The 11,745-nt window shown below is 72.2% G+C and carries 14 protein-coding genes; 8 read left to right on the top strand and 6 right to left on the bottom strand.

Annotated elements, in window-relative coordinates; genetic code table 11:
• Nucleotides 1-2: 2 nt before the first annotated feature.
• The gene (locus ACZ6CL_RS05295) at nucleotides 3-1,412 is read right to left on the bottom strand and encodes a DUF1996 domain-containing protein (RefSeq protein ID WP_468931412.1); all 1,410 of its coding nucleotides are present in this window, start codon (nucleotides 1,410-1,412) and stop codon (nucleotides 3-5) included.
• Nucleotides 1,413-1,562: 150 nt separating this feature from the next.
• Here ACZ6CL_RS05295 and rpmG point away from each other — a divergent pair, with 150 nt between their 5' ends.
• The 4 genes from rpmG to rpsR are packed head-to-tail and all read left to right on the top strand — an operon-like array spanning nucleotide 1,563 to nucleotide 3,440.
• On the top strand, nucleotides 1,563-1,727 hold the full coding sequence (rpmG, locus tag ACZ6CL_RS05290; RefSeq protein ID WP_009716346.1) for a 50S ribosomal protein L33: 165 nt from the start codon (nucleotides 1,563-1,565) through the stop codon (nucleotides 1,725-1,727).
• Nucleotides 1,728-1,732: 5 nt separating this feature from the next.
• Nucleotides 1,733-1,993: a type B 50S ribosomal protein L31 gene (locus ACZ6CL_RS05285; RefSeq protein WP_468931410.1), complete on the top strand. Its 261-nt coding sequence runs from the start codon at nucleotides 1,733-1,735 to the stop codon at nucleotides 1,991-1,993.
• The gene (locus ACZ6CL_RS05280) at nucleotides 1,990-3,162 is read left to right on the top strand and encodes a GTP-binding protein (protein ID WP_468931408.1); all 1,173 of its coding nucleotides are present in this window, start codon (nucleotides 1,990-1,992) and stop codon (nucleotides 3,160-3,162) included. The genes ACZ6CL_RS05285 and ACZ6CL_RS05280 overlap by 4 nt, the downstream gene beginning before the upstream one ends.
• Before the next feature lie 35 nt (nucleotides 3,163-3,197).
• Nucleotides 3,198-3,440: a 30S ribosomal protein S18 gene (gene rpsR / locus ACZ6CL_RS05275; RefSeq protein ID WP_468931405.1), complete on the top strand. Its 243-nt coding sequence runs from the start codon at nucleotides 3,198-3,200 to the stop codon at nucleotides 3,438-3,440.
• Here rpsR and ACZ6CL_RS05270 read toward each other — a convergent pair.
• Complete coding sequence (locus ACZ6CL_RS05270; RefSeq protein WP_468931403.1) at nucleotides 3,425-5,644, bottom strand: protein kinase domain-containing protein; 2,220 nt, start codon at nucleotides 5,642-5,644, stop codon at nucleotides 3,425-3,427. The genes rpsR and ACZ6CL_RS05270 overlap by 16 nt on opposite strands.
• Nucleotides 5,645-5,893: 249 nt before the next feature.
• On the opposite strand from ACZ6CL_RS05270, the gene ACZ6CL_RS05265 reads away from it, so the two are divergent.
• Nucleotides 5,894-6,226, top strand: coding sequence for a hypothetical protein (locus tag ACZ6CL_RS05265; protein ID WP_468931400.1), 333 nt, complete (start codon nucleotides 5,894-5,896; stop codon nucleotides 6,224-6,226).
• Between the two features lie 131 nt (nucleotides 6,227-6,357).
• Complete coding sequence (locus ACZ6CL_RS05260; RefSeq protein ID WP_468931398.1) at nucleotides 6,358-7,083, top strand: DUF899 domain-containing protein; 726 nt, start codon at nucleotides 6,358-6,360, stop codon at nucleotides 7,081-7,083.
• Nucleotides 7,084-7,270: 187 nt separating this feature from the next.
• Here the strand turns inward: ACZ6CL_RS05260 and ACZ6CL_RS05255 are convergent, their stop codons facing one another.
• Both ACZ6CL_RS05255 and ACZ6CL_RS05250 read right to left on the bottom strand, forming a co-directional pair.
• The gene (locus tag ACZ6CL_RS05255) at nucleotides 7,271-7,999 is read right to left on the bottom strand and encodes a hypothetical protein (protein ID WP_468931396.1); all 729 of its coding nucleotides are present in this window, start codon (nucleotides 7,997-7,999) and stop codon (nucleotides 7,271-7,273) included.
• Nucleotides 8,000-8,055: 56 nt separating this feature from the next.
• Nucleotides 8,056-8,631, bottom strand: a complete 576-nt coding sequence (locus tag ACZ6CL_RS05250; RefSeq protein WP_468931393.1) for a TerD family protein — start codon at nucleotides 8,629-8,631, stop codon at nucleotides 8,056-8,058.
• A gap of 117 nt (nucleotides 8,632-8,748) precedes the next feature.
• On the opposite strand from ACZ6CL_RS05250, the gene ACZ6CL_RS05245 reads away from it, so the two are divergent.
• Together ACZ6CL_RS05245 and ACZ6CL_RS05240 are read left to right on the top strand one after the other, a co-directional pair.
• Nucleotides 8,749-9,144 carry a BlaI/MecI/CopY family transcriptional regulator gene (locus tag ACZ6CL_RS05245; protein ID WP_385446421.1) on the top strand — a complete coding sequence of 132 codons (396 nt, stop codon included), beginning with the start codon at nucleotides 8,749-8,751 and terminating at the stop codon, nucleotides 9,142-9,144.
• Nucleotides 9,145-9,150: 6 nt separating this feature from the next.
• Nucleotides 9,151-10,089: a M56 family metallopeptidase gene (locus tag ACZ6CL_RS05240; RefSeq protein ID WP_468931391.1), complete on the top strand. Its 939-nt coding sequence runs from the start codon at nucleotides 9,151-9,153 to the stop codon at nucleotides 10,087-10,089.
• A gap of 33 nt (nucleotides 10,090-10,122) precedes the next feature.
• On the opposite strand, the gene ACZ6CL_RS05235 is transcribed toward ACZ6CL_RS05240, so the two are convergent.
• Nucleotides 10,123-10,578, bottom strand: coding sequence for a tellurite resistance TerB family protein (locus ACZ6CL_RS05235; protein ID WP_468931389.1), 456 nt, complete (start codon nucleotides 10,576-10,578; stop codon nucleotides 10,123-10,125).
• Nucleotides 10,579-10,659: 81 nt separating this feature from the next.
• Nucleotides 10,660-11,634, bottom strand: a complete 975-nt coding sequence (locus ACZ6CL_RS05230; protein ID WP_468931387.1) for a sporulation protein — start codon at nucleotides 11,632-11,634, stop codon at nucleotides 10,660-10,662.
• Nucleotides 11,635-11,745: the final 111 nt, after the last annotated feature.

Below are 11,745 nucleotides of genomic sequence, written 5' to 3'. Positions count from 1 at the left end.
CGTCAGCCGCACTTACGGCCGCTGTTGATGCACTTCACGGCCTGCTTCATCAGCGAGTTCGACATCACGTTGATGAAGTCGCCATGGTCCGTGACCGGCTTGTGCAGCTGCTCGGGGAAGCTGTCCACCGCGAAGACCGACTTCGGCGCGATCTTGTAGGTGATGCGCTGGGTCAGGGCCGGGATGGCCTTGAAGCCCTTGCCGCACGCGCCGTTGGCCCCGGCGAAGGCCACATGCGTGCGGTGGTTGGCGCTGTCGGTGTTGCGGCCGTCCCAGCAGCTCTGGAACTTGAGCGACCGCACCACGTTGCTGCCCTTGGGGCACAGCGGGTACTTGTCCTTGAGCTGGCGGTTCTCGAATCCGGTGCAGCTCCACGAGGCGTTGGCGTTGGCCGGGCCGTTGGTGAAGGACTTGGCGTCACCGGTGATGATGCGCAGGAACTTCGGCATCGCCGCGACCTTGCCGACCGCGCTGCCGCGGAAGGTGAGCTGGACGGAGGTGGGCTGGAGGATGGTGCCGACGTTGCCTTCGGTGCCGCCGCCCGGGGCGCCCGCGTCCTTCTCGTTCTTGCCGTCGCGCAGGCGCAGGACCGGCCAGTAGTGGGTGGAGCGATCGCCGTTGGTGCAGGTGGTGGTCGCGGTGGCGAGGGTCTGGTCGGTGGCGAAGGCGTCGTTCTTCTGGTTGCCCACGTAGTCGTGCATGTGGTGGGCGCCGTTGCTCACGCCGGGGGCGGCGATGACGTTGTCGGAGTTGAACTTCTTGTTCTCGTTGCGCCCGCAGCGCGAGGAGAAGGTGCCCTTGGAGGCGGCCGCCTGCTTGCGCGGGTTCTTGACGTTCGGCTGCACCTTCCGGATGTCCACGAAGTCGGCCTTCTGGGGGCCGGAGCCCTGCGCGCCCGAAGCCGCACCGGCCGCCGGGGCCGCCGCCACGGCGTTGGTCTCGCCCTGCTTCACCGTGCAGGACGCCATCGAGTTCAGCCCGGACGCCGCTTGCGAGCCCTTCCCCATCTGGGTGGAGATGCGGTTCAGGGCGCCGCGGCGCTGGGACGACAGCGGCTCCAGGACGCGCGTACGCACCCACTCCTGGTCGGCGGCCTTGGTGCCCTGCGCGGAGAGCTGCTTGTAGGCCGCGGCGACCTGGTTGTCCATCTGCGCCAGTTCCTTGTCCACCGCGGGACGCGCCGTCTGCGGCACGTTCGACAGCCGGGTGGCGACATCGGGGCACTGGATGGTCATCGAGGACTGGCGGGCGGACTCGGTCCGGTTGGGGGCCTGCCGGGCGGCCGAGGCGTTGTTGTCGGTCATCAGCAGCGCACCGCCGCCGACCGCCAGGGCCACGACGCCGACGCCGGACACGACGAGCACCCGTGACCGCTTGTGTCTCTTCTTGTATCTCACCACTACGCCCCTCATTGGTAGTTGTCGTACTGCGATACGAAAACCAGGGCGGTTCCGCTCATCGGCGGCCGTAGGGGATGAAGGTGTGGCGGGAAACGTACGGCCCGAGGCGGAAGCCCACCCCGTAGATGAAAATGAAAACCAGAATCATGTACGCTCTGGGGTATGGCCCGGAACGAACTACGCCCGATCATCAAGCTCAGGTCCACCGCCGGCACCGGCTACACCTACGTGACCCGCAAGAACCGCCGAAACGACCCCGACCGGATGGTCCTGCGCAAGTACGACCCGGTCGTGGGCCGCCACGTCGACTTCCGAGAGGAGCGCTGACCGCCATGAAGCCCGGTATCCACCCCGCGTACGCGCCGGTCGTCTTCCGCGACCGCGCCGCCGGTTTCGCCTTTCTGACCCGCTCCACGGCCACCAGCGACCAGACCGTCGAGTGGGAGGACGGCCGCGTCTACCCGGTCATCGACGTCGAGGTCTCCTCGGCGAGCCACCCCTTCTACACCGGCACCCAGCGGATCATGGACACCGCGGGCCGCGTCGAGCGCTTCGAGCGGCGCTACGGTCCCGGTCGCGGGGGTGCGCGGTGAGCGGCGACGAGGACCGGCTCGCCGTCGCGGTCGTCGGCGGGCTGCACGCCGACGCCCGCCGCGCCGCCGTGGACGAGATCCTCCGTTCGGTGCCCGGCGCCGTCGCCCTGCACCACGACCTGTCGGCCGCGACCGACCGCGCCGTGCGCCGCACCGTACGGGACGCCACCGGCCCGCTCGGCAGCGGCGAGGCGCCGCTGGTGAACGACTGCGCGTGCTGCGCCCTGCGCGAGGACCTGGTCCCCGAACTGCTGCGGCTGGCCGAGGGCGGCGGCCACCGGCTGGCCGTGGTCGAGCTGTGGGACTCCGTCGAACCTCAGGCCATGGCCGCGGTCATCGCCGCCGAGGGCGCGCCCCTGGCACTGAGCGGGGTGGCCACCGCGGTCGATCCGGCGCTGGTCGTGCCGTACCTCGCCAACGGCGACGACCTCGCCGACGCCGGTCTCGCCGCCGCCCCGACCGACCAGCGCACCGTGGCCGACACCTTCGCCCGGCAGCTGGAGTACCCGACGCTGATCGCCGTCGCCGAAAACAGCGCACCGGACGAACCGGCCGACGACGCCGACCACGCCCTGCTCACCCAGCTCACCCCCGGCGCCCAGCGGCTGCGGCTCGGCGACGGCGGCGGCGTCCTGGGGGCGGCCCTGCTGCGCGGCTTCGACATCGAGGCGGCGGCCGCCCGTCAGCACCCGGCGTGCGTCCTGCTGCCGCAGGAGAGCGACGAACACGGGGTGTCCACCCTCGTCTGGCGGCGGAGGCGCCCCTTCCACCCGGGTCGGCTCTACGCCGCGCTGGAGGACCTGACCTGCGCCGCGGCCCGCAGCCGGGGCCGCTTCTGGCTGGCCGACCGGCCCGACGCGCTCCTCGCGTGGGACGCCGCCGGCGGCGCGCTGTGCGTGGAGTCCCGGGGGCCCTGGCTGGCCGCCCTCCCGGACGCCGCCTGGGAGATGGTCCCCGCCGAACGCCGCGTCGCGGCCTCCCTCGACTGGCACCCGGAACACGGCGACCGCTGCCAGCACCTCACCTTCACGTCCCCGGGGCTTGACCGCGACGGCCTGCTGTCGCTGCTCGACTCCTGCCTGCTCACCGACGACGAGTACGCGGCGGGCCCGGACGGCTGGCGGCACCTGCCGCCCGTCTTCGACGACCTCCTCGACCCGGTCGCCTGACCACCCCTGACCCGTACGGAAAGGACAGACGCCCCATGCCCTCCCGCCGCACCGCCGGGCGCCCCGACCCCCGGCGCCGCCGCGCCAACCCGCTGGACGCCGCGGGCATCACCTACGTCGACTACAAGGACACCGACCTGCTGCGGAAGTTCATCTCCGACCGAGGCAAGATCCGCAGCCGCCGGGTGACCCATGTGACGCGCCGGCAGCAGCGCCAGATCGCCCGCGCCATCAAGAACGCCCGCGAAATGGCCCTGATCCCCTACGGTTCCCGCTGACCGGTCTCCTTCGAAGGGGCCTTCGGCTGGTCCGGGCGTACGGAGAACACGGTGTCCCCGGCCATCGCCACGATCGCGTCCTTGACGAGCAGCACGGTCGGCGGCCGCTCCTGCGCCGTGTCCCCGGGGTCGGTCAGCGCCGAGGTGCGCCACACCTCCGCCCCGGTGGCGCTGTTCAGCGACAGCAGGCGGCCGAACCGGTTCGAGAAGTAGAGCCTGCCCTGCCGCTTCGACTCCACGGGCGCGGACAGGCTCTCCGTCTCCGTCGCCCGCTGCCACAGCTGCTTGCCGCTGCGCGCCGCCACCGCGGTGACCGTCCCGTTGGTCCGCACCGCGTAGACGACCCCGTTCAGCAGGGTTGCCGAGCCGTGCACGGGGTGCCCCAGCGGGACGCGCGTGGTGTGGCCGGTGCGCGGGTCCACCCGGATCAGCGCGTTGTACGGGCGCTCGTAACCGGCCTCGTACACCTCCTTCGCGGTCTGCGGGGCGAGGAAGACGGGCGTCCCGTCGTCGGAGCCGAGGTGCAGCGCCTTCTTGGGGAGGGTCGCGAGGGCGCGCTGCGAACCGTCGGAGGGGTCGAGGCGCAGCAGGGTGTACGGGCCTTCCTCGGCCAGCCCGTCCGTCGTGAGCCGCGAGCACAGGGCGTACGGGGCGCCGGACGCGACCGGCGTCGCGGGATCGCAGAACTGCCCCTGCGGCGCGGGCGACTGCCACAGCCGCTGCCCCGACTTCCCGTAGGCGACGAGCTGACGGTCGTCGGCCGACAGCGTCAGCAGCCCGCCGCGGAACAGGCGCACCGACGCGGACTCGCTGACCCTGCGTTCCCACCGCTGCTTCTTGGTGTCGGTGTCCAGGACGGTCACCCGGCGGCCCTGGTCTTCCGGCTCCGAGTAGCTGTAGACGATCCCGTCCCGCACCCCGATGGGGCGCGCGTCCTGCGGCCTGGTGCCGTTCCGCCATCTGACCTGGCCGGTGGAGGCGTCGACCTTGGCCACGGTGAAGCCCTTGCCGCCGCAGTACAGGGCGGTGCCGCGGTCCGGTACGCACGCGGCGTCCCCGTACACGAGCGGGGGCAGCGGGGCCTCGTACCGCATCGTCGTCCGCCAGGGGCGCCAGCCCTCGGGCAGGGACACCGGGTGCGCGACGGGGCTGGTGGCCGTGGAGGGGCGGTACGGCGGCGGTTCGTCGGCCATGTGGAAGGCCACCCTCGTGATCAGCGCGCCGACGGCCAGGGCGCCGACCCCGATGAGGATCGCCCGCCGCCCGGGCTTCCGACGCGCCCCTGCCGCGGCGTCCGCCCGTTCCGCCCCTTCCGCCCGTTCCGTCTGTTCCATCCGTTCCGGCTGTGGAGCCGGGCGCTTCGGGGCCGCCTCCGGGGCAGCGGCCGCGGCGGCGAAGTCCGGTAGCGCGGCGAGCATGTGGTGCAGTTCGTCCAGGCCCGGCCGCGCGTCCGGATCCTTGTCCAGGCACCGCCTGGCGAGTTTGAGGAGCGGTTCCGGCACGCCGTCCAGCACCGGCGGCTCGTACATCACCTGGTACCCCGACAGATACGGGCTCTCGGCGTCGAACGGCCCTATGCCGATGGCCGCGTAGACCACCAGCGCCCCCAGCGAGAACACGTCCGAGGCCGCGGTGACGTCCCGCGGACTGCGCAGCTGCTCCGGCGACATGAAGCGCGGCGTACCGAGCACCCGCCCCGCCGTGACGGTGAGCGTCTGGTTGTCGGCGGCCCGCGAGATGCCGAAGTCGATGACCCGCGGCCCGTCCCCGGCCATCAGGATGTTGGCCGGTTTCAGATCCCGGTGCACCACCCCGGCGCGGTGGATGTCCCGCAGCGCCTCGACGAGCCCCAGCCCCAGCCGCCGCAACTCCCGTCCGCCGAACGGGCCGTCCCGCAGCACGGCCTCGGCGAGGGTGCGCCCCGGCACGTACTGGGTGGCCATCCACGGCCGCTCGGCCTCCGGATCGGCGTCCACGACCGCGGCGGTGAACGCCCCGCTCACCCTGCGCGCCGCCGCGACCTCCTGCCGGAAGCGCGTCCGGAACTCCTCGTCCTGCGCGTACTGCGCGTGCGTGAGCTTGACCGCGACCTGCCGCCCCGAGGCCGACCGCGCCAGATAGACGACCCCCATACCGCCCGACCCGAGCCGGTCGAGCAGGGCGTAACCGCCTATGGACGCCGGATCATCGGTACTCAGCGGCATCGCCGGATCCCCTTTCCCTCGCCCCAACCCCCGCAACCGCCCCCTAGGTTAGGCCGCCACCCCCGCCCCCACCGCACGCGTCCCCACGCGCGTCGCCGCGGCCGGGATAAGGTGATCATGGCCAGGACGTGTGTAACGGCCATCCATCGGGGGCCGGTTGGACCGGAACGGCCTCTGTCCGCCCTGGGGCCTCGACGATCAGCAAGCTCACTCCCGAGGAGTGAGTGGCACCGCCCTGAAAGAGAAACGATGCGCGTTCAGAACCTCTCCCTCCTCGCCCTGGCCGTCGCGGCCGGCCTCTCGCTCAGCGCCTGCCAGGGGAGCGACTCCTCCTCCCAGAGCTCCGGCGACAGCGGCGCGTCCGCCGAGCCGAAGTCGGACACCGGCACGGGCGGCACCGGCGCCGAGGACGGCTCCGACGGTTCCGGCTCCTCCGGCGACATCGGCGCGACCTTCACCAGCCTCAGCGTCACCCCGCCCGGAGAGACCCACGCCGCCTCCGTGCCGGTCAGCATCAACGTCCCCGCCTCCGACAGCGCCCCCTCCGCCATCACGGTCGAACCCGTCGGCAGCGGAAAGTAACCGCGCCCGCACCCTCGGCACGTTCAGCCCCAGGCCGCTGGCCTGGGGTTTTGCCGATCGGCGTGCGCCGGGGAGCACGGCGGAAGACCCTGGATGAAGGGGCCAGCCGACCGGACCGGAAGGTGGCCATCATGAAGACACCGCCGATCGTTTCGCCGGGGGAGTGGGAGGAGGCGCGCCAGCGGCTGCTGGTGGAAGAGAAGCAGCTGACCCACGCCCATGACGCGCTGGCCGCCAAGCGCCGCCGGATGCCCTGGGTGGCGGTGGAGAAGGAGTACGCGTTCGACGGCCCCGAGGGCACGGTGAGCCTGCCCGGCCTGTTCAAGGGCCGCCGTCAGCTGATCGTCTACCGCGCCTTCTTCGAGCCCGGTGTCTTCGGCTGGCCGGAGCACGCCTGCCGCGGCTGCTCCATGGTGGCCGACCACGTCGGCGACCTCGCCCATCTGAACGCCCGCGACACCACTTTGGTCTTCGCCTCGCGCGCGCCGCAGCGGAACATCGAGGACGTGAAGGCGCGGATGGGCTGGACGATGCCCTGGTACACGATCACCGACGATTTCGACGCCGACTTCGACGTGGACCAGTGGCACGGCACGAACGCCTTCATCCGCGACGGCGACCGCGTTTTCCGCACCTACCTCATCAACGCGCGCGGCGACGAGTCCCTGGGCAGCACCTGGAGCTACCTCGACATGACCGCCCTGGGGCGGCAGGAGTCCTGGGAGGACTCCCCCGAGGGCTACCCCCAGACCGCGCCGTACGAATGGTGGGACTGGCACGACGCCTACGGCGCCGCCGACCCGCCCCAGGAATGGCTCGCCCAAACCCGCCGCGGCCCCCGAGGGCGGGCTAGCTGAGCCTCCATCGGTGACCGGGCGCTGGAAGGGACGGCCACACGGTCCGGATCAACGTGTACCGGATGAACAAGAACGACGTCGACTTCATGGACGAGGTCCTGACGAAGAGCGGCAAGCTGCCGACGGCGTAGCCCGCGCTTCCTCCCGCGAATCCCGGGTCTCCTGCGCCGCGCCCCCGGGCGTGGCGTCAGTCCTCGGAGGGGCCGTCGGCCCGGTGAAAGCCGGGCCCGGCGTACTCGGGGCCCGCGAAATCCGGGCTCGTGCAGCCCAGCCGCGGGCGGCGGCCGGGGGCAGCGGTCCGGCTCGGCTCGGTCTGGCGCAACTGGGCGCGTAGGTACGGCAGGACGCCGCGTTCGAGCAGGGCCCGCCGCCATGCCTCGCGGGCCTCGGCCGTGCCCCCGGGGTCACTGGGCGGTGCCGGTGTGCGGTGGCGGGCGGCGGTGCGGAGTAGCCAGGTCACTCCGCACGCCGTCGTCACCGCCGTGGTCACGGCCGCGGTCTGTCCCGCGGTCAGCAGCGCGTCGCCCAGTTCGCGCCCCGAGCTGCTGAGCCCCAGGACGTAGCCGAGGAACAGGAAGACGGCGGTCGCGGCCGCCGCCAGCACCGGTGCCAGGACCGCGAGCGCGGGCAGCAGTCCGCGTGCGCCCGCCGCGGCGGAGGGGGCCCGGTCGGCGCGTACGCCGGGGGCTCCCGCTGAGCGTTGCCGCATATAGGCGGCGTACTCGGCCGCGGCGGCCGCGGCGATGCCGGTGCGTTCGGCGAGGGCCCGAGCCCGGAGCCGCTCGGCCACCGCGCCCCCGGCGGATCCGTGCCGCCGCAGGGCCGCGCGGATCTCCGGGGTGTTCAGCGCCTGCCGCAGCACCCGTTCGACGTCGGGTTCGTCTTCCGGTCGTAACGCGGGTGGTGTGCCGTTCATGTCGGTGTCCGTGTCCTCAGGGCGGGCCGGGGCGCGGACCGCGCCGCGGGCGGTGGTCAGAGGCTGACGCCGAAGTCGGAGGCGATGCCCGCCAGGCCCGAGGCGTAGCCCTGGCCGACCGCGCGGAACTTCCATTCCGCGCCGTGGCGGTACAGCTCGCCGAAGACCATCGCGGTCTCGGACGCGGCGTCCTCGCTCAGGTCGTAGCGGGCGAGTTCGGCGTTGTCGGCCTGGTTGACCACCCGGATGAAGGCGTTGCGGACCTGGCCGAAGCTCTGGCCGCGGCTCTGGGCGTCGTGGATGGAGACGGGGAAGACGATGCGGGCGACGTCGGCGGGGACCGTCGCCAGGTTCACCTTGACCGACTCGTCGTCGCCCTCGCCCTCACCGGTGAGGTTGTCGCCGGTGTGCTCGACCGAACCGTCGGGGCTGGTGAGGTTGTTGTAGAAGACGAAGTGGCGGTCGGACACGACCTTTCCGGACTCGTCGCACAGCAGGGCGCTGGCGTCGAGGTCGTAGTCGGTGCCCGTGGTCGTCCGTACGTCCCAGCCCAGGCCGACCAGGACCGCGGTCAGGCCCGGCGCCTCCTTGCTGAGCGAGACGTTGCCGCCTTTGGACAGGGAAACTCCCACGATCTCCTCCTCGGTGTTCGATGGATACCCGTAAGAATCTACAGCACTGTAGAAGTAAGCGGACCCTGTACCGTCACCTGACGGCTGGTTGTCGGCGGCGTGCCGGAGGGAGATGGCGTGAGAGAGCAGGACGAGGGCGACCCGGGACCGCGCTTCCGGCGGCGGGGGCAGGGCGAGCTGGAGGCGCAGGTGCTGGCGGTGCTGCGGCGGGCGGACGGCCCGGTGACGGCCGCCTGGGTGCAGGAGCGGCTCGACGGCGATCTCGCGTACACCACGGTCATGACGATCCTCTCCAGGCTGCAGGCGAAGCAGGCGGTGACCCGGGAGCGGGCGGGCCGGTCGTTCGTGTGGCAGGCGGAGTCGGACGAGGCGGGGCTGGCCGCGCTGCGGATGCGCCGGGTGCTGGACGGCCAGGACGACCGGGGGGCGGTGCTGGCCAGCTTTGTGACGGGGCTGACGGCCGACGACGAGCAGCTGCTGCGTGGCCTGTTGAGCGAAGCGGAGGGAGACTGAGCCGCGTTGGGTATGTTCGTCTTTCTGCCCCTGGTTCTGCCGTTAACGGCGCTGCCGATCACGCGGCTGGCCGAGCAGTACCTCCATCCGCGGCGTGCCACCCGGCTGTTGTCGCTGGTGGGGGGCGTCCTCGCGGTGTCCTCCACGCTGTGCCTGGCGCTGCTGGTGGTCGTCGGCACGGCCCAGCTGCCGGGTAACCCGCTGCCGGACGGCTGGTCGGACCCCGAGGTGCGGGCGGCGGTGCCGTTCGACGAGGTGGCCGGGAAGGCGGCCATCATCGCGCTCATTCCGGTCGCCGTGGCGTGTGCGGGGACGGTCCGGCGGCACCTGCGGGCGCGGCGGCGCGCCCAGGAGGCGGTTGCCGGGCTGGCCGACGAGCTGGTCACGACCCTGCCCGACGACGAGGCGTACGCGTACGCGCTGCCCGCCGCGTCCGGCAGGCCCGGCCGGATCGTCGTCTCCACCGCGATGCTCGCCTGCCTGAACGCCTCCGAACGGCGCGCCCTGATCGCTCATGAGCACGCCCACCTCGCCGGGCGGCATCACCGCTACCTGCTGGCCGCCCAGTTGGCGGCGCGGGCGAACCCCCTGCTGCTCCCGCTGCGCGGTGCGGTCGCGTACTGCGCCGAGCGCTGGGCGGACGAGGAGGCGGCCGGTGCGGTGGCGGACCGCAAGGTCGTGGCGAGGGCGGTCGGCAAGGCCGCGCTGGTCTCCCGCGGCACCCCCGCCCCGACGCTGGCCGGGTTCGCCGCGCCCGGTCCCGTCCCGCGCCGGGTGGCCGCGCTGCTGGGGCCGGTGCCGTCCGCCCGGCACTGGCCGCCCGCGTTCACGGCCGCGGGCGTCGCCGCGTGGGTCGCCGCCGGGGGTACCACCGCGTCCGCGCTGTCCTCGGCGAACGCGGCGATCGCGCTCTTCCGGGTCCTCCAGGCGGCGACCCCGCTGTAGCCGCGACGACAGCGGGGGCGCCGCCCGCACCGGCTACAGATCGAACTCGGTGGGGTCCAGGTCCAGGCTGAAGCAGGCCTCGCGGACCACGGCCCGCTCGGTCTTGTCGAAGTCGCCGTCGGCGCCGCCGATGACGATGCCGATCTGGATGACGGCGCGCGCCTCGGCGGGCTTCTTCTTCGCCTTGGCCACCTCCTGGAGGACGCTGACCTTGCCGAATTCGAAGTCCGCGGTGAGCTTGTCGAGGTAGTCGTCGAAACGCCACCGCAGGTCGTCCGCGGCGAAGTTCTGCAGCACTTCGTTGGTGGCGATCAGCTGGGCGACGCGCTGCCGCTCGGACGGGTCGATCGAGCCGTCAGCCGCCGCCACCAGGGCACACATCGCCATGCTGGCATCGCGGAACGCACCGCTCTTGAGATCGTTCTTCTTGGCGAGCAGCTGGCTCTGCATCGTCGATGCGGAATCCTTGATGCGGTCCCACAGGGCCATGACCAACTCCGTACGTCGTCGCTGACTGCTAACTTCTACAACACTGTAGAAGTTAGCAGAATGGCCGATGGACGCGGGGGGTCAGTCCTCTTCGTCCTCGAAGGCGTCGCCGATCTCGTCGACGACCTCCGCCGCGACGAAGCCGCCGACGACGCCGACCGCGACGCCTGCCGCGACACCGCCGACGATGGCTCCGGTGCTGGGTCCGGAGCGGTGGTTGCCGTCGTGGTGATGGCCGTCGTGGTGGTGGCCCTCGAATCCGTGGTGGTGCGAGCCGTGCGCGGGGGAGCTGTCGACGAGCTGCCGGATCCAGGCGTCGACCTCCGCGTTCCAGTCGCGGTGCTCGACGCCCTCATGGCCGACGGTGAAGCGGGTGAGCGCGTCATGCCCCGAGGAGAAGAGCCCGCCGCGTTTGTCGGCCTCCAGGACGACGTCCAGACCGCTGGGGTTCGCGAGGAAGGTCACCTCCAGCTCGTTGAAGGCGTGGGCGTACTGCGGGGCGGGGGTCAGCTCGATCTCCTGGTAGAACGGCAGCCGCTGCCCCGTCCCGCCGATGTGGCCCAGCTCCAGATCGGCGGACTTGAAGCCGAAGCCGAGCTGCCCCAGCGCCTCCAGGACGGCCTCCTGGGCCGGCAGCGGACCCACCGTCAGCTGGTCCAGGTCGCCCTTGTCCCGCGCGCCCGCCACCTCCAGCCCGGTGCGGACCCCGAGGACGATGCCCAGCGGCTGCCCGTACAGCTCGGTGACGGGCGTCTCCCACGGCAGGTGCGCGGTGAACGGCAGGCTGCGCTGCTCGCCCTCGGCGAGCCGGAACCCGCCGCCCACCGTGAAGTGGTCGAAGACGACGGTGCCTTCGCGCTCCTCGTCGCCGTGCTCGGCCTCAACCCGGGCGACGAGGTCCAGGGTGATCTGCTCGATCTCGAAGTCCGCGCTGCCGCCCCGGAGATGGACCTGCCCGGTCAGCGGCCCGCCGGGGCGTACGGGGCCGGGGTCCAGCACGGTGTCCACGGTGGGGGCGCCGACACCGAGCGAACCGAGCAGTCGTTTGAACACCATCGTGGCGTCCACTCCTTATATGCCTATGCGTTCTGTTCCGGGCGCGTGTGAGCGCGCGAGCCGCACGTCGGCGTTCGCGTCTCTACAAACATGTAGAAGCATAGGGGGGCG

This window comes from Streptomyces sp. NPDC041200 (assembly GCF_055591805.1).
This window is presented reverse-complemented; position numbering and strand designations above follow the sequence as displayed.

Excerpts from the sequence above, each read along its gene's own strand:
- ACZ6CL_RS05295 (WP_468931412.1), bottom strand. The coding sequence starts at position 1,412 with ATGAGGGGCGTAGTGGTGAGATACAAGAAGAGACACAAGCGGTCACGG.
- rpmG (WP_009716346.1), top strand. The coding sequence starts at position 1,563 with ATGGCCCGGAACGAACTACGCCCGATCATCAAGCTCAGGTCCACCGCC.
- ACZ6CL_RS05285 (WP_468931410.1), top strand. The coding sequence starts at position 1,733 with ATGAAGCCCGGTATCCACCCCGCGTACGCGCCGGTCGTCTTCCGCGAC.
- rpsR (WP_468931405.1), top strand. The coding sequence starts at position 3,198 with ATGCCCTCCCGCCGCACCGCCGGGCGCCCCGACCCCCGGCGCCGCCGC.
- ACZ6CL_RS05270 (WP_468931403.1), bottom strand. The coding sequence starts at position 5,644 with ATGCCGCTGAGTACCGATGATCCGGCGTCCATAGGCGGTTACGCCCTG.
- ACZ6CL_RS05265 (WP_468931400.1), top strand. The coding sequence starts at position 5,894 with ATGCGCGTTCAGAACCTCTCCCTCCTCGCCCTGGCCGTCGCGGCCGGC.
- ACZ6CL_RS05260 (WP_468931398.1), top strand. The coding sequence starts at position 6,358 with ATGAAGACACCGCCGATCGTTTCGCCGGGGGAGTGGGAGGAGGCGCGC.
- ACZ6CL_RS05255 (WP_468931396.1), bottom strand. The coding sequence starts at position 7,999 with ATGAACGGCACACCACCCGCGTTACGACCGGAAGACGAACCCGACGTC.
- ACZ6CL_RS05235 (WP_468931389.1), bottom strand. The coding sequence starts at position 10,578 with ATGGCCCTGTGGGACCGCATCAAGGATTCCGCATCGACGATGCAGAGC.
- ACZ6CL_RS05230 (WP_468931387.1), bottom strand. The coding sequence starts at position 11,634 with ATGGTGTTCAAACGACTGCTCGGTTCGCTCGGTGTCGGCGCCCCCACC.